The sequence below is a fragment of the Pseudocitrobacter faecalis genome, assembly GCF_965231525.1.
Taxonomy (GTDB): Bacteria; Pseudomonadota; Gammaproteobacteria; order Enterobacterales; family Enterobacteriaceae; genus Pseudocitrobacter; species Pseudocitrobacter faecalis.
In genome coordinates, this window is sequence record NZ_CBDDNJ010000002.1 from 396,465 (window position 1) to 417,165 (window position 20,701).

At 54.4% G+C, this 20,701-nt stretch carries 20 protein-coding genes; 14 read left to right on the forward strand and 6 right to left on the reverse strand.

Features of this window, described 5'->3' with window-relative positions:
- The first annotated feature begins 7 nt into the window (after positions 1–7).
- The 5 genes from ubiI (at position 8) to ACOXYR_RS02580 (ending at position 6,871) form a co-directional block, all read left to right on the forward strand.
- The gene (gene ubiI / locus ACOXYR_RS02560) at positions 8–1,210 is read left to right on the forward strand and encodes an FAD-dependent 2-octaprenylphenol hydroxylase (RefSeq protein ID WP_113857763.1); all 1,203 of its coding nucleotides are present in this window, start codon (positions 8–10) and stop codon (positions 1,208–1,210) included.
- 408 nt (positions 1,211–1,618) lie between these two features.
- Positions 1,619–2,713 carry a glycine cleavage system aminomethyltransferase GcvT gene (gene gcvT, locus ACOXYR_RS02565; RefSeq protein ID WP_421356028.1) on the forward strand — a complete coding sequence of 365 codons (1,095 nt, stop codon included), beginning with the start codon at positions 1,619–1,621 and terminating at the stop codon, positions 2,711–2,713.
- Positions 2,714–2,738: 25 nt separating this feature from the next.
- The gene (gcvH, locus tag ACOXYR_RS02570; protein ID WP_421356029.1) at positions 2,739–3,128 is read left to right on the forward strand and encodes a glycine cleavage system protein GcvH; all 390 of its coding nucleotides are present in this window, start codon (positions 2,739–2,741) and stop codon (positions 3,126–3,128) included.
- A 69-nt stretch (positions 3,129–3,197) separates the two neighbouring features.
- Entirely contained in the window at positions 3,198–6,071 is a 2,874-nt protein-coding gene (gene gcvP / locus ACOXYR_RS02575) for an aminomethyl-transferring glycine dehydrogenase (RefSeq protein WP_421356030.1), read from the forward strand.
- Between the two features lie 56 nt (positions 6,072–6,127).
- On the forward strand, positions 6,128–6,871 hold the full coding sequence (locus ACOXYR_RS02580) for an SDR family oxidoreductase (RefSeq protein ID WP_421356031.1): 744 nt from the start codon (positions 6,128–6,130) through the stop codon (positions 6,869–6,871).
- 128 nt (positions 6,872–6,999) lie between these two features.
- Here ACOXYR_RS02580 and bglA read toward each other — a convergent pair whose 3' ends face one another.
- Positions 7,000–8,433, reverse strand: coding sequence for a 6-phospho-beta-glucosidase BglA (bglA, locus tag ACOXYR_RS02585; RefSeq protein WP_189623882.1), 1,434 nt, complete (start codon positions 8,431–8,433; stop codon positions 7,000–7,002).
- Between the two features lie 119 nt (positions 8,434–8,552).
- A complete protein-coding gene (locus ACOXYR_RS02590; protein WP_113857819.1) occupies positions 8,553–9,281 on the reverse strand; it encodes a MurR/RpiR family transcriptional regulator in 729 nt (242 codons plus the stop codon).
- 51 nt (positions 9,282–9,332) lie between these two features.
- Between ACOXYR_RS02590 and yqfB the strand changes: the two genes are divergently transcribed.
- A complete protein-coding gene (gene yqfB, locus ACOXYR_RS02595) occupies positions 9,333–9,665 on the forward strand; it encodes a N(4)-acetylcytidine aminohydrolase (protein WP_189623883.1) in 333 nt (110 codons plus the stop codon).
- Between the two features lie 142 nt (positions 9,666–9,807).
- Entirely contained in the window at positions 9,808–10,467 is a 660-nt protein-coding gene (gene trhA / locus ACOXYR_RS02600; RefSeq protein WP_113857758.1) for a PAQR family membrane homeostasis protein TrhA, read from the forward strand.
- A gap of 95 nt (positions 10,468–10,562) precedes the next feature.
- On the opposite strand, the gene ygfZ is transcribed toward trhA, so the two are convergent.
- Positions 10,563–11,543, reverse strand: coding sequence for a tRNA-modifying protein YgfZ (ygfZ, locus tag ACOXYR_RS02605; RefSeq protein ID WP_421356032.1), 981 nt, complete (start codon positions 11,541–11,543; stop codon positions 10,563–10,565).
- A gap of 247 nt (positions 11,544–11,790) precedes the next feature.
- On the opposite strand from ygfZ, the gene sdhE reads away from it, so the two are divergent.
- Complete coding sequence (sdhE, locus tag ACOXYR_RS02610; protein ID WP_108475866.1) at positions 11,791–12,057, forward strand: FAD assembly factor SdhE; 267 nt, start codon at positions 11,791–11,793, stop codon at positions 12,055–12,057.
- Positions 12,038–12,454, forward strand: coding sequence for a protein YgfX (locus ACOXYR_RS02615; protein ID WP_108475867.1), 417 nt, complete (start codon positions 12,038–12,040; stop codon positions 12,452–12,454). The genes sdhE and ACOXYR_RS02615 overlap by 20 nt, the downstream gene beginning before the upstream one ends.
- Here the strand turns inward: ACOXYR_RS02615 and fldB are convergent.
- Complete coding sequence (gene fldB / locus ACOXYR_RS02620) at positions 12,451–12,972, reverse strand: flavodoxin FldB (RefSeq protein WP_108475868.1); 522 nt, start codon at positions 12,970–12,972, stop codon at positions 12,451–12,453. The two genes, ACOXYR_RS02615 and fldB, sit on opposite strands and share 4 nt — an antisense overlap.
- Before the next feature lie 102 nt (positions 12,973–13,074).
- Here fldB and xerD point away from each other — a divergent pair, with 102 nt between their 5' ends.
- From xerD to lysS, 5 genes are all read left to right on the forward strand, one after another.
- Positions 13,075–13,971, forward strand: a complete 897-nt coding sequence (xerD, locus tag ACOXYR_RS02625) for a site-specific tyrosine recombinase XerD (protein WP_108475869.1) — start codon at positions 13,075–13,077, stop codon at positions 13,969–13,971.
- Positions 13,972–13,994: 23 nt separating this feature from the next.
- Complete coding sequence (gene dsbC / locus ACOXYR_RS02630) at positions 13,995–14,708, forward strand: bifunctional protein-disulfide isomerase/oxidoreductase DsbC (RefSeq protein ID WP_108475870.1); 714 nt, start codon at positions 13,995–13,997, stop codon at positions 14,706–14,708.
- 5 nt (positions 14,709–14,713) lie between these two features.
- A complete protein-coding gene (recJ, locus tag ACOXYR_RS02635) occupies positions 14,714–16,447 on the forward strand; it encodes a single-stranded-DNA-specific exonuclease RecJ (protein ID WP_421356033.1) in 1,734 nt (577 codons plus the stop codon).
- 91 nt (positions 16,448–16,538) lie between these two features.
- Positions 16,539–17,637, forward strand: a protein-coding gene (gene prfB, locus ACOXYR_RS02640) for a peptide chain release factor 2 (RefSeq protein WP_108475872.1) whose coding sequence is annotated in 2 segments (ribosomal slippage) — positions 16,539–16,613 and positions 16,615–17,637 — 1,098 coding nt in all. Because the reading frame shifts where the segments join, the coding sequence is not laid out codon by codon here.
- Between the two features lie 9 nt (positions 17,638–17,646).
- Positions 17,647–19,164: a lysine--tRNA ligase gene (lysS, locus tag ACOXYR_RS02645; RefSeq protein ID WP_108475873.1), complete on the forward strand. Its 1,518-nt coding sequence runs from the start codon at positions 17,647–17,649 to the stop codon at positions 19,162–19,164.
- A 135-nt stretch (positions 19,165–19,299) separates the two neighbouring features.
- Here lysS and idi read toward each other — a convergent pair whose 3' ends face one another.
- The gene (gene idi, locus ACOXYR_RS02650; RefSeq protein WP_108475874.1) at positions 19,300–19,863 is read right to left on the reverse strand and encodes an isopentenyl-diphosphate Delta-isomerase; all 564 of its coding nucleotides are present in this window, start codon (positions 19,861–19,863) and stop codon (positions 19,300–19,302) included.
- Positions 19,864–19,983: 120 nt separating this feature from the next.
- Positions 19,984–20,700, reverse strand: a complete 717-nt coding sequence (locus tag ACOXYR_RS02655) for a DUF554 domain-containing protein (RefSeq protein ID WP_015963137.1) — start codon at positions 20,698–20,700, stop codon at positions 19,984–19,986.
- Between the last annotated feature and the right edge of the window lies 1 nt (position 20,701).

Sequence of the window (20,701 nt, forward strand, 5' to 3'; positions counted from 1 at the left end):
AGTCAATGTGCAGAGTGTAGATGTCGCTATCGTTGGCGGTGGAATGGTGGGCCTGGCGGTTGCCTGTGGTTTACAGGGCAGCGGCCTGCGCGTCGCGGTGCTGGAACAGACGTTGCCCCAGCCGCTGGCGGCCGATGCGCCTCCGGCGTTGCGTGTGTCGGCAATCAATGCGGGTAGCGAAAAATTACTGACAAGGCTGGATGTCTGGTCTTCTATTCTTGCCCATCGCGCCAGCCCCTATCACGGCATGGAAGTGTGGGATAAAGACAGCTTCGGGCGCATCGCTTTTGATGATAAAAGTCTGGGCTACGGTCATCTCGGCCATATTGTTGAGAATGCGGTGATCCACAATGCATTGTGGGAAAAAGCGCAGCGTTGTCAGGATATTACGTTGATGGCTCCCGCTGAACTTCAGCAGGTTGCCTGGGGCGAGAACGACGCGTTTTTGACACTGAAAGATGGCTCCATGCTGACGGCGCGTCTGGTGGTGGGGGCCGATGGTGCAAACTCCTGGCTGCGGAATAAAGCGGATATCCCGTTAACCTTCTGGGATTATAAACATCACGCGCTGGTGGCGACCATTCGCACCACTGAACCGCATGATGCCATCGCCCGTCAGGCATTCCATGGCGAAGGCATTCTGGCCTTCCTGCCGCTTTCTGATCCGCACCTTTGTTCAATCGTTTGGTCGCTGTCGCCGCAGGAAGCCGAACGGATGCAGCAGGCCGATGAGCACGTGTTTACCAAAGCGCTGAACATCGCTTTCGATAATCGTCTTGGTCTGTGTACGCTTGAGAGCGAACGTCAGGTCTATCCGCTAACCGGGCGTTACGCGCGCCAGTTTGCTGCACACCGTCTGGCGTTAGTTGGCGATGCCGCGCATACCATTCATCCGCTGGCGGGGCAGGGGGTCAACCTGGGCTTTATGGATGCGGCGGAATTGATTGATGAAGTTCGTCGTTTGCATGCGCAGGGCAAAGATATCGGTCAGCATTTCTATCTGCGCCGCTACGAGCGCAGTCGTAAGCACAGCGCGGCGATGATGCTGGCAGGCATGCAGGGGTTCCGCGAACTCTTCGCGGGCGAGAATCCGGCGAAAAAACTGCTGCGCGACATTGGCCTGAAACTCGCCGATACATTACCGGGTGTTAAACCCCAGTTAATTCGTCAGGCAATGGGTCTGAATGATCTGCCGGAATGGCTTCGTTAACTGCGTCACACTTCTGCTCCCGACGCTCTGTCGGGAGTGCTACCCTCTCGTTTGAAAAATTCTAATTTCACGCCTTATTTCGCATTAGTTTTTCTAATTCAGCATTTTTGAGATAACGAAAAACACGCCTCGTTTTCCGCACTAAATATGGTTTTATGCTAAATGTTCGTGCGCCAATGTTAATTATATGTGGTGTTATTCGCATTTTTACAGCGAATAACTCTGTAAGCTTTTGGGCTGATTTTGACCATAAGCTAATCTGATGACCCATCTTTGCTTATGGTTTACTGCCGATTTCGGTGGTAAGTTCAGGCAAAAGAGAACGTTTGCGTCGGGGCTGTTCGCAGTGTCGGCGCCGGGTTTTTTGTAATGGAAAGTGGTTGGCTTTGCTTACTCAACGAGGACAAGATGGCACAACAAACGCCTTTGTATGATCAACATGTGCAGTGCGGCGCGCGAATGGTGGATTTTCACGGCTGGATGATGCCGCTGCATTACGGTTCGCAGATTGACGAGCACCACGCGGTGCGTACCGATGCCGGAATGTTTGATGTGTCGCACATGACCATCGTCGACCTGCACGGCAGCCGCACCCGCGAGTTTCTGCGCTATCTGCTGGCAAACGACGTCGCCAAACTGACGAAACCGGGCAAAGCGCTATACAGCGGTATGCTAAACGCCTCGGGCGGCGTAATTGACGACCTTATCGTCTATTTCCTCACCGAAGAGTATTTCCGCCTCGTTGTAAACTCCGCCACCCGCGAAAAAGACCTCTCCTGGATTACCCAACACGCTGAACCGTTCGCCATTGAAATCACCGTTCGTGATGACCTGTCGCTGATCGCGGTGCAGGGGCCAAATGCCAAAGCAAAAGCCGAAACCCTGTTTAACGATGAACAGCGTCAAGCCGTTGAGGGCATGAAACCGTTCTTTGGCGTACAGACGGGTGATTTGTTTGTGGCTACCACCGGCTATACCGGTGAAGCTGGATACGAAATTGCGATGCCGCGCGAAAAAGCCGCCGATTTTTGGCGCGCGTTGGTTGAAGCGGGTGTAAAACCGTGTGGTCTGGGCGCGCGCGATACGCTGCGTCTGGAAGCCGGGATGAATTTATACGGTCAGGAGATGGATGAAGGTATCTCTCCGCTGGCGGCCAACATGGGCTGGACCATTGCCTGGGAACCTGCCGACCGTGATTTTATCGGTCGTGAAGCGCTGGAGATGCAGCGTGAAAAAGGCACCGAGCAACTGGTTGGCCTGGTGATGACCGAAAAAGGCGTGCTGCGCGGCGAACTGCCGGTGCGTTTCACTGACGCTCACGGTAATGCGCTGGAAGGCGTGATCACCAGCGGGACATTCTCCCCGACGCTGGGTCACAGTATTGCGCTGGCTCGCGTTCCGGCGGGCATTGGCGAAACCGCGATCGTCCAGATCCGTAACCGTGAAATGCCGGTAAAAGTAACGAAACCTGTTTTTGTGCGTAACGGCAAGGCCGTCGCGTAATTCCCCCTTTTCTGGAGACATTTTGATGAGCAACGTACCCGCAGAACTGAAATACAGCAAAGAACATGAATGGCTGCGTAAAGAAGCCGATGGCTCATACACCGTAGGCATCACCGAACACGCGCAGGAATTACTGGGCGATATGGTGTTTGTTGACCTGCCTGATGTCGGCGCGACCGTTGCCGCAGGCGATGACTGCGCGGTAGCGGAGTCCGTTAAAGCGGCGTCCGACATCTTCGCGCCAATCAGCGGTGAAATCGTCGCGGTTAACGATGAACTGAGCGACTCGCCAGAGCTGGTCAATAGCGAACCGTACGCGGGCGGCTGGATCTTCAAAATCAAAGCCAGCGATGAAGCAGAAGTTGCCGCGCTGCTGGATGCGACAGCCTACGCCGCACTGTTAGAAGACGAGTAACCGTTGTTCTCCCTCTCCCTCAGGGAGAGGGCATTCTAAAATCACCGCACGTTTCAGGAACCATCGCTCATGACACAGACTTTAAGCCAGCTTGAAAACCGTGATGCTTTTATCGAACGTCACATCGGGCCGGACGCTCAGCAACAGCAGGAGATGCTGAAAACGGTTGGCGCGGATTCATTAACTGCACTGATTTCCCAAATCGTGCCGAAAGATATCCAGCTTGCCACCCCGCCGCAGGTGGGTGACGCGACGACAGAATTCGCCGCACTGGCGGAGCTGAAAGCGATTGCCGGACGTAACAAGCGCTTTAAGTCTTACATTGGCATGGGCTATACGGGCGTTCAGTTGCCGCCGGTTATCCAGCGCAACATGCTGGAAAACCCGGGCTGGTACACCGCATACACGCCTTATCAGCCGGAAGTTTCGCAGGGCCGTCTTGAGTCGCTGCTGAACTTCCAGCAGGTGACGCTGGATCTGACCGGTCTGGATATCGCCTCCGCTTCTCTGCTGGACGAAGCCACCGCCGCCGCCGAAGCGATGGCGATGGCAAAACGCGTCAGCAAACTGAAAAACGCCAACCGTTTCTTCGTGGCTGCCGATGTCCATCCGCAGACGCTGGATGTGGTACGTACACGCGCAGAAACGTTCGGTTTTGACGTGATTGTTGATGATGCCAGCAAAGCGCTGGATCACCAGGATGTCTTCGGTGTGCTGCTTCAGCAAGTTGGCACCACCGGCGAAGTTCACGATTACACGTCGCTGATGGCGGAACTGAAATCCCGCAAAGTCGTTGTAAGCGTTGCCGCTGATTTTATGGCGCTGGTGCTGTTAACCGCACCGGGCAAACAGGGCGCAGACATTATCTTCGGCTCTGCTCAGCGCTTTGGCGTGCCGATGGGCTACGGTGGCCCGCACGCGGCGTTCTTTGCGGCGAAAGATGAATTTAAACGCTCTATGCCGGGCCGTATTATCGGTGTATCGAAAGATGCGGCGGGTAATACCGCGCTGCGTATGGCGATGCAGACTCGCGAGCAGCACATCCGCCGCGAGAAAGCGAACTCCAACATTTGTACTTCTCAGGTTCTGCTGGCAAACATTGCCAGCCTGTATGCTGTCTTCCACGGCCCGGTTGGCCTGAAACGTATCGCGAATCGTATTCATCGCCTGACCGATATCCTGGCGGCAGGTCTGCAGCAGAAAGGGCAAAAACTGCGCTTTACGCACTTCTTCGACACGCTGTGTGTAGAGGTGGCAGATAAAGCCAGCGTGCTGGCGCGTGCCGAAGCAGCGGAAATTAACCTGCGCAGCGACATCCACAATGCGGTGGGTATTACGCTCGATGAAACTACCACCCGTGATGATGTGCTGAAGCTGTTCAGCGTGATCCTCGGTGACAACCACGGCCTGAATATCGACACGCTGGATAAAGACGTGGCGCTCGATAGCCGTTCGATCCCGGCAGCGATGCTGCGTGACGACGCGATCCTGACCCATCCGGTATTTAACCGCTACCACAGCGAAACCGAGATGATGCGCTATATGCACTCGCTGGAGCGTAAAGATCTGGCGCTGAACCAGGCGATGATCCCGCTGGGTTCCTGCACCATGAAACTGAACGCGGCAGCGGAAATGATCCCGATCACCTGGCCTGAATTTGCTGAGCTGCATCCGTTCTGCCCGGCCGATCAGGCGGAAGGTTATCATCAGATGATCGGTCAGCTCTCTGACTGGTTGGTGAAACTGACCGGCTATGACGCGGTTTGTATGCAGCCGAACTCCGGCGCGCAGGGAGAATACGCGGGCCTGCTGGCGATTCGCCACTATCATGAAAGCCGCAATGAAGGCCATCGCGATGTGTGTCTGATCCCGGCATCGGCGCACGGCACCAACCCGGCTTCCGCACAGATGGCTGGAATGCAGGTGGTGGTGGTCGCGTGTGATAAACAGGGCAACATCGATCTGGCGGATCTGCGTGCCAAAGCCGAGCAGCACGGCGAAAACCTCTCTTGCATCATGGTGACCTACCCGTCTACCCACGGCGTGTATGAAGAGACGATTCGTGAAGTGTGTGAAATCGTGCATCAGTTCGGCGGTCAGGTTTACCTTGATGGCGCGAATATGAACGCACAGGTAGGTATTACCTCGCCGGGCTTTATCGGCGCGGATGTTTCGCACCTTAACCTGCATAAAACCTTCTGTATTCCGCACGGCGGCGGCGGCCCGGGTATGGGCCCAATCGGTGTGAAAGCGCATCTGGCCCCGTTTGTTCCGGGCCACAGCGTGGTTCAGATTGAAGGCATGCTGACCCGTCAGGGCGCGGTTTCTGCCGCACCGTTCGGCAGCGCCTCTATCCTGCCGATTAGCTGGATGTACATCCGCATGATGGGCGCAGAAGGACTGAAGCAGGCAAGTCAGGTGGCGATTCTGAATGCCAACTACATTGCCAGCCGCCTGAAAGACGCGTTCCCGGTACTGTATACCGGCCGTGAAGGTCACGTGGCGCACGAATGCATTCTCGATATTCGTCCGCTGAAAGAAGAAACCGGCATCAGCGAACTGGATATCGCTAAGCGTCTGATCGACTACGGTTTCCATGCGCCGACCATGTCCTTCCCGGTTGCAGGTACGCTGATGGTTGAGCCGACGGAATCGGAAAGCAAAGTTGAGCTGGATCGCTTTATTGACGCGATGCTGGCCATCCGTGCGGAGATCGACCGTGTGAAAGCGGGCGAGTGGACGCTGGAAGATAACCCGCTGGTGAATGCTCCGCATACACAGAATGAGCTGGTTTCTGAGTGGAACCACGCTTACAGCCGCGAAGTGGCGGTCTTCCCGGCAGGCGTGGAGAACAAATACTGGCCGACCGTGAAACGTCTGGATGACGTTTATGGCGACCGAAACCTGTTCTGCTCCTGTGTGCCGATGAGCGAGTACCAATAAGTTATTCGGCTATGCTTTTAAGGGCGCTTCGGCGCCCTTTCTTATGGGGGAGATTTATGGGAATTGCACTGGTAACCGGCGCGAGTCGGGGAATTGGCAGGGCTACTGCACTGCAGCTGGCGCAGGAAGGGTACAGCGTTGCCGTGAACTATCGGCATAACGTGCAGGCAGCAGCCGACGTGGTGCGCGAGATAACCGAAGCGGGCGGTGAAGCCTTCGCGCTGCGTGCCGATATCAGCGATGAATCGCAGGTAATGGCGATGTTTGAGGCCATTGATAAACATCATCAACCGCTGGTCGCACTGGTGAACAACGCGGGCATTCTGTTCCAACAAAGCCGCGTGGAGTTGCTCACGGCAGATCGCATCAACCGGGTGCTGGCGACCAACGTGACGGGATATTTTCTCTGCTGTCGCGAAGCGGTTAAACGCATGGCGCATCAGCATGGTGGTGTAGGTGGGGCGATTGTAAATGTCTCTTCTGCGGCGGCGCGATTAGGCGCGCCAGGCGAATACGTGGATTATGCGGCGTCGAAAGGGGCGGTGGATACCTTAACCACCGGGTTAGCGCTGGAGGTGGCGGCGCAGGGGATTCGGGTTAATGGCGTGAGGCCTGGGTTTATTTATACCGAAATGCATGCCGATGGCGGCGAGCCGGGGCGGGTTGACCGGGTGAAATCGGTATTGCCGATGCAACGTGGCGGCCAGCCGGAAGAAGTGGCACAGGCGATTGTCTGGCTGTTGAGCGATAAAGCGTCGTACGTGACGGGGAGTTTTCTTGAGCTGGCGGGCGGGAAGTGAGGGGTTGTGTTTCCCTCCCTCACCCTAACCCTCTCCCGCAGGGAGAGGGAACCGATCGAGCGTGGTCTAAAGAACTGCGCTGGTTTTTACCCTCTCCCTGAGGGAGAGGGTAGGGTGAGGGGGGATGTTTAAAGCGATTCGCCGTTGCTGGCAATCACCGCTTTGTACCACTCAAAACTTTTCTTGCGTGAACGCGACATGTCACCCGTGCCGTCGTCGTGCTTGTTGACGTAAATAAAACCGTAGCGCTTACTGTACTGGCCGGTGGTGAACGATACACAATCGATGCAGCCCCACGGCGTGTAGCCCATTAAATCCACACCATCGTAAGTGACCGCTTTCATCATCTCTTCAACGTGCGCGCGCAGGTAGTCGATGCGATAGTCATCGTTGATGCTGCCGTCTTCCTCCACTTTGTCATACGCGCCGAAGCCGTTTTCGACAATAAACAGCGGTTTCTGGTAACGCTCGTACAGTTCACACAGCGAGTATCGCAGGCCTACCGGGTCAATCTGCCAGCCCCAGTCGGAGGCCTTCACGTGCGGGTTGGGCACGCTGCCTTCGAAGCCGGAAATGGCATCGCCGCTGCCGCCTTCCGCTTTAACCGCGTTGGTCATGTAGTAGCTGAAACCGAGATAGTCGCAGGTACCTTCGCGCAAAATGGCCTCGTCGCCGTCTTCCATTTTGATGGTAAAGCCACGGCGTTCCCACTCGTTCAGCACATATGACGGGTAGTAGCCGCGCAGCTGAACATCGGTAAAGACATAGCGTTCACGCATTGATTCCTGAGCAAACATCACGTCTTCCGGTTTGCAGGAGAACGGATAGAGCGCCACCATCGCCAGCATGCAGCCGACTTTCATTTCCGGGTTGATGCGACGCGCCGCTTTTACCGCCAGCGCACTGGCGACAAACTGGTGATGCAGCACCTGATACATGGTCTCTTCCGGATTTTCATGTTCGGTGTAGACTACGCCGGAGCAGCAGTAACCGAACAGCGGCGCGCGCCAGTTACGCTGATTATTGATTTCGTTGAAGGTCATCCAGTATTTGACCTTGTGCTTATAACGCTCGAACACAACCTCGGAGAAACGCACAAAGAAATCAACCACTTTGCGGTTCGTCCAGCCGCCGTATTCCTGCACCAGGTGCAGCGGCATCTCAAAGTGGGAGAGGGTGATAACCGGTTCGATATTATATTTCAGCAGTTCATCGAACATGTCGTCGTAGAATTTCAAGCCTTCTTCATTCGGCTGCGTTTCGTCACCTTTCGGGAAGATTCGTGTCCAGGCGATAGAAGTACGGAAACATTTGAAGCCCATCTCAGCAAACAGTTTGATGTCTTCTTTGTAATGCCCATAAAAGTCGACGGCCTCATGGTTCGGGTAATATTTACCCGGCACGACTTCCTGAGTGATTTCGCGTGGCACGCCGTGTGCACCGCCGGTCAGTACATCGCAGATACTCGGGCCTTTACCGCCTTTATTCCAGCCGCCTTCAACCTGGTGTGCCGCGACCGCGCCGCCCCATAAAAAATCTTTCGGTAAGGTCAGTTTTTTCATTGTTGCTCTACTCACTCGTTAAGACAATTAAAGTGAGTCTAACAAAGGGCCTGGAAAAGTCACGATATAACAAATCTTGCGTCGTGGAATATGTTACATCGAAAATACACCCTGTTTTTTTATGCTAATTTCTTCGCCAGTTTACGGCCAAGCGATTCGAGAATATAAACCACCGGGATTTGCGTCGTAATATCATATACGCCGCCAATACGTGTTTGGGGGAAATGCCAGGAGAGATTAAAATCGGCGAGCTTTGCAAGACGCGAGTGCTCATGGCTGGTTATTGACATGACTTTGCAGTGATGCAGGCTAAACTGGCTGGCAAAGCGCAGGATCTCTTCCGTTTCACCGGAAACTGAAAGCACAATCGCCAACGCGTTTTTCGCCATGTCATTGGTTACCGGGAAATAGGGATCATCAATATGGTTACTGAATTTACCAATATTGGAGAAAAAACGTGCGCCGTATTTGGCGAGGGAGCCTGATGTTCCTGCGCCAACGAAAATAATACGTTCGGAGGATAATATAATATCTACGGCATCATCGAGTAATTTATCAAACTCATCATTGTTGACGCTTTTAAAAAAACCAATAATTTCACTCGCACCGAAATTAGCCGGTTGCGGCTCGTTTTGTTCCAGATACAATTTAAAACGAACACGAAACTCAGAGTAACCGTCGCAGTTGAGCTTGCGACAGAAACGCATCACCGTGGTGGTAGAGACACCCACCGCATCGGCCAGCTCACGGATGGTCATGTACATCACTTTGTCACGGTTTTTGATAACGTAGTGATAGACCATCATTTCAAGATTATTGAGGCTGGCGACGGCGGTGTGGGTAAACATGCTCACGGTGGCGATACTCGTATAATTCATAGACCTTAAAGGAATAGTACCATGCAGCCCAACGACATCACTTTTTTTCGCCGTTTTCAGGATGACATTCTGGCTGGGCGTAAAACCATTACCCTGCGCGATGACACAGAATCGCATTTTAAAACCGGTGATATTTTACGCGTTGGGCGCTATGAAGATGATGGTTACTTCTGCACTATCGAAGTGCTGGCAACGTCGCGCATTACGCTTGATTCGCTGACAGAGCGGCACGCGCAGCAGGAAAACATGACGCTTGCCGAACTGCGTCGGGTAATCACCGATATTTATCCTGGTCAAACGACCTATCACGTGATTGAGTTCAAGCTTCTTCACGAAAACGGTGAACAAGTGTGAGGTGAATGATTATTATAACTTAATGATTTTTAATAAGTTACAAAATTACATCTTTTTATTTTAGCTAACATGTGTTCACTGGAATCATTCTCAGTTACGCTAGGGGTGTTTAACAGATGGTGTTGTTCACCCGGAGTACGAAATGGACCAGAAACCGCTCATTAAACAGGGTTACTCGTTGGCAGAGGAAGTTGCCAACAGCATCAGCCATGGAGTGGGTTTTGTATTTGGTATTGTGGGGCTGGTGTTGCTACTGGTGCAGGCGGTGGACACCAACGCCAGCGCAATGGCGATCACCAGCTACAGCCTGTATGGCGGCAGCATGATTTTGCTGTTTCTCGCTTCGACCTTGTATCACGCGATACCACATCAGCGGGCCAAAATATGGCTGAAGAAATTTGACCACTGCGCTATCTATTTGCTGATTGCGGGCACCTATACGCCATTTTTGCTGGTAGGCCTGGATTCACCGCTGGCGCGCGGGTTGATGATAGTTATCTGGAGCCTGGCGCTGCTGGGGATCTTGTTTAAGCTCACCATTGCTCACCGCTTTAAAGTGTTGTCGTTGGTGACTTACCTGACAATGGGCTGGCTGTCACTGATTGTGGTGTATCAACTGGCGATTAAGCTGGCGATTGGTGGGGTGACGCTGCTGGCGGTCGGCGGGGTGATTTATTCGCTGGGGGTAATTTTCTACGTCTGCAAACGCATCCCCTACAATCATGCTATCTGGCACGGTTTTGTGTTAGGCGGTAGCGTGTGTCACTTCCTGGCGATTTATCTTTATATCGGGCAGGCGTAATTGTTTGCCGGATGCGCTTCGCTTATCCGGCCTACAAACTGCGTCATGCCTGTCGTAGGCCGGATACGGCGAAGCCGCATCTGGCACTGACACCCTTACTCTTCCAGCGAATACGGCAGCGGCACAATGCTTAAGGTGTTGGCATCATCACGCACGCGGAAGATGCTGTCTGGTTCCATATCGTTATTCATCACCGCCTGCACCAGCAGTCGGCCATCATCAAGTTGTACCGCGGCTAGAACGGTACCGGTACGGCGCCAGTTTTCGCCCATCTTCAGTTCCAGATCTTCCCCGGCTTCCGGTACGCGGCTGGCCGTTCCCGCCAGTGACCACAAGGCACGTTTATTGGCACCACGGAATTTGGCGCGCGCCACCATCTCTTGCCCGGTGTAACAGCCTTTCTTAAAGCTGATACCGCCCAGCGCCTGAATGTTGGTGGCCTGCGGAATGAACTGCCCGCTGTTGGCTTCATCAATAACCGGTAGACCCGCTTCAATGTTCAGCGCCAGCCACTGCTGACTGTTGTTGAGCTGCGCTTCGCCGCGCAGGGCGTCAGTGACGCGCGTGGCGGTGGCTTCGTCGGTGACAAGCAGGAAGCGCTCGTCCGGGTGGGCAAACCACAACAGTGAAGTTTCGCCTTCCTGTACCAGTGGTTTGTCGGCATCCGGCAGTTCGGCAAACAGATTCGCCAACGCGGCACGCGCCTGGAAGCCCGCTACGCCCAGTAGCACCAGCGTATCGTTCGGTTCGATAACCACTTTTGAGAACACCGCGTACTTTTTCAACTGTGTCAGTTGTGCGTCGCGCAGGCTGCGGCGTTCGATCCAGGCGAACCCTTCATTACGGCGAAACAGGCGCAGGTTGCTCCACATCTTGCCTTTAGCATCGCAATGGGCCGCTAACAGATGTTGATTGGCGCCCAGTTCCGCGACATCGGCGGTAACCTGGCCTTGCAGGTACTTTTCACTGTCGGCACCGGTAAGGGTCGCCAGCGCCCAGTCATCAAGTGTCATAAGCGTCAGCGGTAAACGCGCAGATGCGGAGGGCTGACGGGGTGGAAAAGGTGTAAAAGCCATAATGATGTCCTGAATTGCTTAACGCACGGGTAGATAACTCATGGTAAAAGAGATAGTCATCAATGCAAGTGCTTTCAACAGACGATTCGTGCCCTGTCGCGCGGTTTGCGATAAGGTACGCAGGCGACCTGAAATCCCATTAAGTTTGCGTGGCTTTTCTGAATGTTGCTCGCGATTAACGAGATTGCTGTAAAGTAAGTGCAAAAAACACGTTAGACTAATGACATCGTTATGCTGGAAGGAAATTATGGACATCAATAATAAAGCCCGTATCCACTGGGCATGCCGTCGCGGTATGCGTGAGCTCGATATCTCCATCATGCCGTTTTTCGAGCATGAGTACGATTCGCTGAGCGATGACGACAAAGCGATTTTTATTCGTCTGCTGGAGTGCGACGATCCAGACTTGTTCAACTGGCTGATGAATCACGGTAAGCCGGCGGATGCGGATCTCCAGCGCATGGTGCATTTAATTCAGACTCGGAATCGGGAACGTGGTCCTGTGGCAATCTGATTTACGCGTCTCCTGGCGCTCACAATGGCTCTCTTTACTGCTCCACGGCCTCGTGGCGGCATTCATTTTGCTGATGCCCTGGCCGTTGAGCTACACCCCACTGTGGTTATTATTGCTGTCGCTGGTGGTATTTGACTGCGTACGCAGCCAACGGCGCATCAACAGCCATCAGGGAGAAATTAAACTGCTGATGGATTCTCGTCTTCGCTGGCGCGATCAGGAGTGGGAAATACTCGGGCAGCCGTGGGTGTTGAATTCAGGCATGATGCTGCGTTTGCGCAGGCTGGCCAGCCGTCGTCGTCAGCATTTGTGGATTGCGGCAGACAGTATGGATGCTGAAGAGTGGCGCGATCTGCGGCGTATCATGATGCAGCAGCCCGCGCCGAGTAAGCATTAAGAGAACTGTTCGGCCATTTCGCCAAGAATTTGTTCACACCAGTTCTGAATGCGTTCATCGCTCAGGTCGTACTGATTGGTCTCGTCGAGCGCGAGGCCGACAAACAACTGACCGTCGGCGATGACCGGTTTCGGGCTGGTGAACTCATACCCTTCGGTCGGCCAGTAGCCAATAAACTTCACGCCTTTGGTCACCAGTTTATCGTGTAGCATGCCGAGCGCGTCCAGGAACCATTCACCGTAACCTAGCTGATCGCCCATTCCATAGAGTGCAACAATTTTGCCCTCCAGATTCAGCGTATCCAGTTGTTCCCAGATGGCTTCCCAGTCTTCCTGAATCTCACCGAAATCCCAGGTCGGAATGCCGAGGATCAGCACATCGTACTGCTCCATTAACGCTGGCGCGTCATCTTTCACATTGTGCAGCGTCACCAGTTCCGGGCCGATGATGTCGCGAATTTTCTCTGCCGCCATTTCGGTGTAGCAGGTACTGGAACCATAAAAAAGGCCGATGTTCATAACGTAAAGGTCTCGATTCTTACAGTGACTATGCCCGCAGTGTACCAGAAAGCCTAAAGATTCAGGCATAATGGTGCCGATGAAACAGGCAAAGGGGCGAACGTGGAACAGGATCTCGCACGAATCGAACAATTTCTCGATGCGCTGTGGCTGGAGCGCAATCTTGCCGAAAACACGCTGAGCGCTTATCGTCGCGATCTTACCATGGTGGTCGAATGGCTGGCGCATCGTGGCCTGACGCTTGAGACCGTACAGCATGACGATTTGCAAAATTTGCTCGCAGAACGCCAACAGGGCGGGTATAAAGCCACCAGTTCGGCGCGTCTGTTAAGCGCGATGCGCCGCTTCTTCCAGCATCTTTATCGCGAGAAAGTACGCGTCGATGATCCGAGTGCGCAACTGGCCTCACCGAAGTTGCCGCAGCGTTTACCGAAGGATTTAAGTGAAGCGCAGGTTGACCGGCTGCTGCAGTCGCCGGTAACCGATATCCCGCTGGAATTGCGCGATAAAGCGATGCTTGAGGTACTCTACGCCACCGGGCTTCGTGTCTCTGAACTGGTTGGGCTGACAATGAGCGATATCAGTTTGCGTCAGGGCGTGGTGCGCGTTATCGGTAAAGGCAATAAAGAACGGCTCGTCCCTCTGGGGGAAGAAGCGGTATATTGGGTGGAAACGTATCTGGAACATGGTCGCCCGTGGCTGCTCAACGGGGTTTCGATAGACGTTCTGTTCCCCAGCCAGCGCGCGCAACAAATGACGCGCCAGACGTTCTGGCATCGCATTAAACACTATGCTCAACTGGCGGGTATCGACAGCGAAAAGCTCTCCCCGCACGTATTACGTCACGCATTTGCCACGCATTTGCTCAACCATGGCGCAGATTTGCGTGTGGTGCAAATGTTGTTAGGTCATAGTGATTTATCGACAACACAAATTTATACGCACGTGGCGACCGAGCGACTGCGGCAACTTCATCAACAGCACCACCCACGCGCGTGATGCTGACTACAAAGGACGATTTTATGAAAAAAGGTTTAGTGATGCTCACCCTGCTGGCGGCGGCTTTTTCCGCGACCACCCATGCGGATGATGCGGCTATTAAACAGTCGCTGGCTAAACTGGGCGTACAAAGCACAGATATCCAGAATGCACCGGTCGCGGGCATGAAAACCGTGCTGACCAACAGCGGCGTGCTGTATGTCACTGAAGACGGCAAGCATATCATTCAGGGGCCTATGTATGACGTCAGCGGCGCACAGCCGGTGAACGTAACCAACCAGTTGTTGATGACGCATCTCAACGCGCTGGAAAAAGAGATGATTATCTACAAGGCACCGAAAGAGCAGCACGTGATTACCGTCTTTACCGATATCACTTGCGGCTACTGCCACAAGCTGCATGAAGAGATGAGCGACTACAACGCGCTGGGCATCACCGTGCGCTATCTTGCCTTCCCGCGCCAGGGGCTTCAGAGCCAGGCTGAGCAGGATATGAAAGCCATCTGGTGTGCGAAAGATCGTAACAAAGCGTTCGATGATGCAATGAACGGCAAAGGCGTTCAGCCCGCCAGCTGCGATATCAATATCGCGGATCACTACGCCCTGGGCGTGCAGTTTGGCGTTAGCGGCACACCGGCGATTGTCCTGAACGATGGCTACGTTGTGCCGGGCTATCAGGGGCCGAAAGAGATGAAAGCCTTCCTCGACGAACACAAAAAACAGACCAGCGGTAAATAATTCGCGTGAAACCACAGATTCAACTTCGCCGCCGTGAGGCGGTTGATTCAGATTCGTTGCCTGCTGATTTGCCGCCGTTGTTGCGTCGTTTGTATGCCAGTCGTGGCGTGAAATCGGCGGACGATCTGGAGCGCGGCCTGAAGGGCATGCTGCACTGGCGCACATTAACGGGCGTCGAAAAAGCCGTTGAGATGCTGCACGATGCGTTCGAAAAGAATCTGCGCATTATGGTGGTGGGCGATTTTGACGCCGATGGTGCGACCAGCACCGCGCTAAGCGTGCTCTCGCTGCGCGCGATGGGCTGCCATAGCGTAGAATATCTGGTGCCGAACCGCTTTGAAGACGGTTATGGCCTGAGCCCGGAAGTCGTCGATCAGGCGCACGCACGCGGCGCGCAGATGATCATGACGGTGGATAACGGGATCTCTTCCCACGCGGGCGTCGATCACGCGCATGCGTTGGGGATCCGCGTGCTGGTCACCGATCACCACCTGCCGGGCGAGACGCTGCCGAACGCTGATGCGATGGTGAACCCAAACCTGGTGGACTGCCCGTTCCCGTCGAAATCGCTGGCGGGTGTCGGCGTGGCATTCTATCTGATGCTGGTGTTGTGTAATCATCTGAAGGCGAAAGGCTGGTTCGAGTCTCGCGGCATCGCGGTGCCGAAGATCGTCGAGTTCCTCGATCTGGTGGCGCTGGGTACGGTCGCCGATGTGGTGCCGCTGGATGCCAATAACCGCATTCTGACCTGGCAGGGGTTGAGCCGTATTCGCGCGGGCGTGTGTCGTCCGGGCATTAAAGCGCTGCTGGAAATTGCCAATCGCGACCCGCAAAAGCTGGTGGCAAGCGATCTCGGCTTTGCCCTTGGCCCGCGTCTGAACGCTGCCGGGCGGCTGGATGATATGTCAGTGGGCGTGGCGCTATTACTGAGCGAAAACCTCGGTGAAGCCCGCATGCTGGCGAATGAACTTGATGCCCTTAACCAGACGCGCAAAGAGATTGAGCAGGGCATGCAGGCGGAAGCGCTGACGCTGTGCGAAAAGCTGGAGCGCAGCAGCGAAACTCTGCCCGGCGGGCTGGCGATGTATCATCCTGAATGGCATCAGGGCGTGGTGGGTATTCTGGCTTCGCGCATTAAAGAGCGTTTCCATCGCCCGGTGATTGCGTTTGCGCCTGCCGGAGACGGTATGTTGAAAGGCTCTGGCCGTTCGATTCAGGGGCTGCATATGCGCGATGCCCTGGAACGCCTTGATACGCTTTATCCTGGCCTGATGATGAAGTTTGGCGGCCACGCGATGGCGGCCGGTTTATCGCTGGAAGAAGCGAAGTTTGATGAGTTCCAGCAGCGCTTTGGCGAACTGGTCACCGAATGGCTCGACCCGGCCCTGCTGCAGGGTGAAATTCTTTCGGATGGCGAACTTTCCGCGCAGGAAATGACGCTGGACGTGGCGCAGATGCTGCGTGACGCGGGGCCGTGGGGGCAGATGTTCCCGGAACCGTTGTTTGATGGGCATTTTCGCCTGTTGCAACAGCGGATTGTTGGCGAACGTCATCTGAAGGTGATGGTGGAACCCGTAGGCGGTGGCCCGCTGCTGGACGGCATTGCGTTCAACGTTGATACCACCTGCTGGCCGGATAACGGCGTGCGCGAAGTTAAGCTTGCCTATAAGCTCGATATCAATGAGTTTCGCGGAAACCGCAGTTTGCAGTTAATCATCGACAATATCTGGCCAATTTAGCGCCAGTAATCGCTATAAATAAGGGCGCAGATCCGGTAAAATCTCGCCCTTATAACCGCATTTTGACAAGTCCATTAAAAGAAAACAGACCATGTTTGAAATTAACCCGGTAAATAACCGCATTCAGGACCTCACGGAGCGCTCTGACGTTCTTAGGGGGTATCTTTGACTATGATGCCAAGAAAGAGCGTCTTGAAGAAGTAAACGCCGAGCTGGAACAGCCGGACGTCTGGAACGAACCTGAGCGCGCACAGGCGCTGGGTAAAGAGCGTTCCTCTCTGGAAGCCATCGTCGATACGCTGGATCAAATGTCTCAGGGGCTGGAAGATGTTTCCGGTCTGCTGGAGCTTGCAGTAGAAGCCGATGACGAAGAGACCTTCAACGAAGCCGTTGCGGAACTCGATACCCTGGAAGAGAAACTGGCGCAGCTTGAATTCCGTCGCATGTTCTCCGGTGAATATGACAGCGCCGATTGCTACCTGGACATCCAGGCAGGCTCCGGCGGCACCGAAGCGCAGGACTGGGCCAGCATGCTTGAGCGTATGTATCTGCGTTGGGCCGAAGCGCGCGGCTTCAAAACCGAGATCATCGAAGAATCTGAAGGTGAAGTTGCGGGTATCAAATCCGTCACCATCAAGATTTCCGGTGATTACGCGTACGGCTGGTTACGTACTGAAACCGGCGTTCACCGCCTGGTGCGTAAGAGCCCGTTCGACTCCGGTGGCCGTCGCCACACCTCTTTCAGCTCTGCGTTTGTTTACCCGGAAGTGGATGACGATATTGATATCGAAATCAACCCGGCTGACCTGCGCATCGACGTGTATCGCGCGTCCGGGGCAGGTGGTCAGCACGTTAACCGTACGGAATCTGCGGTACGTATTACCCACATTCCAACCAACACGGTAACGCAGTGCCAGAACGACCGTTCTCAGCACAAGAACAAAGACCAGGCCATGAAGCAGATGAAAGCGAAGCTTTATGAACTGGAAATGCAGAAGAAGAACGCGGAGAAACAGGCGATGGAAGACAACAAGTCTGACATCGGCTGGGGTAGCCAGATTCGTTCTTATGTCCTGGACGACTCCCGCATCAAAGATTTGCGTACCGGTGTAGAAACCCGAAACACGCAGGCGGTGCTGGACGGCAGTCTGGATCAATTTATCGAAGCAAGTTTGAAAGCAGGGTTATGAGGAACCAACATGTCTGAACAACACGCACAAGGTGCTGACGCGGTAGCTGACCTTAACAATGAACTGAAAGCGCGCCGCGAGAAACTGGCAGCACTGCGCGAGCAGGGGCTCCCGTTCCCGAACGATTTCCGCCGCGATCACACCTCAGACCAACTGCACGCTGACTTCGACGCGAAAGAGAACGAAGAGCTGGAAGCGCTGAACATTGAAGTGTCTGTCGCTGGCCGAATGATGACCCGTCGTATTATGGGTAAAGCTTCTTTCGTGACCTTACAGGACGTGGGTGGCCGCATCCAGCTGTACGTTGCTCGTGACGATCTGCCGGAAGGCGTGTACAACGAGCAGTTCAAGAAATGGGATCTCGGCGATATCCTCGGCGCGAAAGGTAAACTGTTCAAAACCAAAACTGGTGAACTGTCTATCCACTGCACCGAGCTGCGTCTGCTGACTAAAGCCCTGCGCCCGCTGCCGGACAAATTCCACGGTCTGCAGGATCAGGAAGCGCGCTACCGTCAGCGTTACCTGGATCTCATCTCTAACGATGAATCCCGCAATACGTTCAAAATTCGCTCTAAGATCCTGGCTGGCATCCGTCAGTTCATGGTGAACCGCGACTTTATGGAAGTGGAAACACCGATGATGCAGGTGATCCCAGGCGGTGCTTCTGCCCGTCCGTTCATCACCCACCACAACGCCCTTGACCTGGACATGTACCTGCGTATCGCGCCGGAACTGTACCTGAAACGTCTGGTGGTTGGCGGCTTCGAGCGCGTCTTCGAAATCAACCGTAACTTCCGTAACGAAGGCATCTCAGTACGTCATAACCCAGAGTTCACCATGATGGAACTCTATATGGCGTACGCGGATTACAAAGATCTGATCGAACTGACCGAATCTCTGTTCCGCACCCTGGCGCAGGATATTCTCGGTACCACTGAAGTGCCTTATGGCGAAGAAACCTTCGACTTCGGTAAACCGTTCGAAAAACTGACCATGCGCGAAGCGATCAAGAAATACCGTCCGGAAACGGATATGGCGGATCTGGATAACTTTGACTCTGCAAAAGCGATTGCCGAAAGCATCGGTATTAAAGTTGAGAAGAGCTGGGGTCTGGGCCGTATCGTGACCGAGATCTTCGAAGAAGTGGCCGAAGCGCACCTGATTCAGCCGACCTTCATCACCGAATACCCGGCAGAAGTCTCTCCGCTGGCGCGTCGTAATGACGTGAACCCGGAAATCACTGACCGCTTCGAATTCTTCATCGGTGGCCGTGAAATCGGTAACGGCTTTAGCGAGCTGAACGATGCAGAAGACCAGGCGCAGCGCTTCCAGGATCAGGTTGATGCGAAAGCCGCGGGCGACGACGAAGCGATGTTCTTCGACGAAGACTACGTGACTGCGCTGGAGCACGGCCTGCCACCGACTGCGGGTCTGGGTATCGGTATCGACCGTATGGTGATGCTGTTCACCAACAGCCACACCATCCGCGACGTGATCCTGTTCCCGGCGATGCGCCCGGTGAAATAAATCACTGAGATGTGAAAAAGCCCCGATGTGTGAGCATCGGGGCTTTTTTTTACCCCTCACCCTAACCCTCTCCCTAAGGGAGAGGGGACAGATAGCGCTGGTGGTTGAGACTGGTGCAGGTTTTCTCCCTCTCCCTCAGGGAGAGGGCAGGGGTGAGGGGACAAACCGCACCAGCTTATCCCGCGCTTCTTGCGAACGATACTGCAACACCATCCACGGACTGAACGCCCACGGAGTGGCCGCCAGAGCCTGAAAAAGCGCATCTAATGAAACCCAGTGGCTATCCATTACTTCGTCCGGGTTCAAGGCAACGGTATTGGTTAGCCTCGCCGCATACACCGGGCAGACTTCGTTTTCCACGATGCCGCTGGCGTCGGTTTCGCAATAACGAAATTCAGGAAAAACCGGGGTGATACTCGTAAGTTCGGCCCCCACTTCAAACCGGCAGCGGCGCGTAATCGCCTGCTCGAAGGTTTCACCTAATTGAGGATGACCACAAACAGAGTTCGTCCAGACACCCGGCCAGGCTTTTTTGCCGAGCGAACGGCGGGTGATCAGAACCTGACCTTCGTTATTGAAGATCCAGCAGGAGAAGGCGAGGTGGAGAGGCGTGTGGGCGGTATGTACGGCATATTTTTCCGCCGTGCCAACCGATTCACCTTTTTCATTCAGTAAAATGACGTGTTCTTGCCCTTTCATCACGGCTCCCGATAGCGAATTCCAATACGCCGGATGGCGCTGCGCTTATCCGGCCTACGAATATTACTCCGTAGGCCCGGTAAGCGAAGCGCCACCGGGCACAGCGATTATACCTCAAGCTTAGGCGAACAAACTGGCCCACAGTGCGGAAATCGGCATAACCAGAATTAAGCCTGGCAGCATATTGGCGACCGGGAACGCTTTGATATTACAGATGCGTAACCCGGTGGCGACCATAATCAACCCGCCTGCACAGGAGAAATCGGCCATCATATCCGGTGTAATCAAATGCAGGATATGCACCGCCAGCACTGCCAGCGCAACCTGAACAGCAATCAGCGGAATGCCAATCGTCATCACCGAAAATCCGAGCATGGTGGCAAAAATTGCCGCAGTGAATAAATCGAGCACGGTTTTAATGTAGAGGATCGACGGATCGCCGGTCATCCCTTCATGCATCGCACCGAAAATCCCGGTACCGCTGGCGCAGAAGAGCACCAGAATCGCGACAAATTTCTCGGTGAACTCGTCGTGCGTTAAGCCCTGAACCGGCGGGAAGATGCGGTTGATCAGACCGCGCGTGCTGCCCGCGGCTTTACCAATCTGTTTTTCGAGGAAAAACATTTCGCCAATCACCGCGCCGATAACCATCGCCAGCACCACGGCGGGCATGAATTTCACCTTGATGACCAGATTGATACCAAGGCCTACCGAGCAAAGCCCGAAGGTCAGCGGCAGCGCCGTTTTAACGCGATCGGGAATATGCGTCCCGATGACCGATCCGAACAGGCCGCCGACGATCACCGCCGCGCCGTTCACATAGGGGCCAATTAACATG

What these genes read in the sequence shown, in the direction of transcription:
- ACOXYR_RS02655 (WP_015963137.1), bottom strand. Translation starts at nt 20,700, where the DNA reads ATGTTAATTGGCCCCTATGTGAACGGCGCGGCGGTGATCGTCGGCGGC.
- gcvT (WP_421356028.1), top strand. Translation starts at nt 1,619, where the DNA reads ATGGCACAACAAACGCCTTTGTATGATCAACATGTGCAGTGCGGCGCG.
- gcvH (WP_421356029.1), top strand. Translation starts at nt 2,739, where the DNA reads ATGAGCAACGTACCCGCAGAACTGAAATACAGCAAAGAACATGAATGG.
- dsbC (WP_108475870.1), top strand. Translation starts at nt 13,995, where the DNA reads ATGAAAAAAGGTTTAGTGATGCTCACCCTGCTGGCGGCGGCTTTTTCC.
- sdhE (WP_108475866.1), top strand. Translation starts at nt 11,791, where the DNA reads ATGGACATCAATAATAAAGCCCGTATCCACTGGGCATGCCGTCGCGGT.
- ygfZ (WP_421356032.1), bottom strand. Translation starts at nt 11,543, where the DNA reads ATGGCTTTTACACCTTTTCCACCCCGTCAGCCCTCCGCATCTGCGCGT.
- ACOXYR_RS02580 (WP_421356031.1), top strand. Translation starts at nt 6,128, where the DNA reads ATGGGAATTGCACTGGTAACCGGCGCGAGTCGGGGAATTGGCAGGGCT.
- idi (WP_108475874.1), bottom strand. Translation starts at nt 19,863, where the DNA reads ATGAAAGGGCAAGAACACGTCATTTTACTGAATGAAAAAGGTGAATCG.
- bglA (WP_189623882.1), bottom strand. Translation starts at nt 8,433, where the DNA reads ATGAAAAAACTGACCTTACCGAAAGATTTTTTATGGGGCGGCGCGGTC.
- gcvP (WP_421356030.1), top strand. Translation starts at nt 3,198, where the DNA reads ATGACACAGACTTTAAGCCAGCTTGAAAACCGTGATGCTTTTATCGAA.
- yqfB (WP_189623883.1), top strand. Translation starts at nt 9,333, where the DNA reads ATGCAGCCCAACGACATCACTTTTTTTCGCCGTTTTCAGGATGACATT.
- ACOXYR_RS02590 (WP_113857819.1), bottom strand. Translation starts at nt 9,281, where the DNA reads ATGTTTACCCACACCGCCGTCGCCAGCCTCAATAATCTTGAAATGATG.
- fldB (WP_108475868.1), bottom strand. Translation starts at nt 12,972, where the DNA reads ATGAACATCGGCCTTTTTTATGGTTCCAGTACCTGCTACACCGAAATG.
- trhA (WP_113857758.1), top strand. Translation starts at nt 9,808, where the DNA reads ATGGACCAGAAACCGCTCATTAAACAGGGTTACTCGTTGGCAGAGGAA.
- lysS (WP_108475873.1), top strand. Translation starts at nt 17,647, where the DNA reads ATGTCTGAACAACACGCACAAGGTGCTGACGCGGTAGCTGACCTTAAC.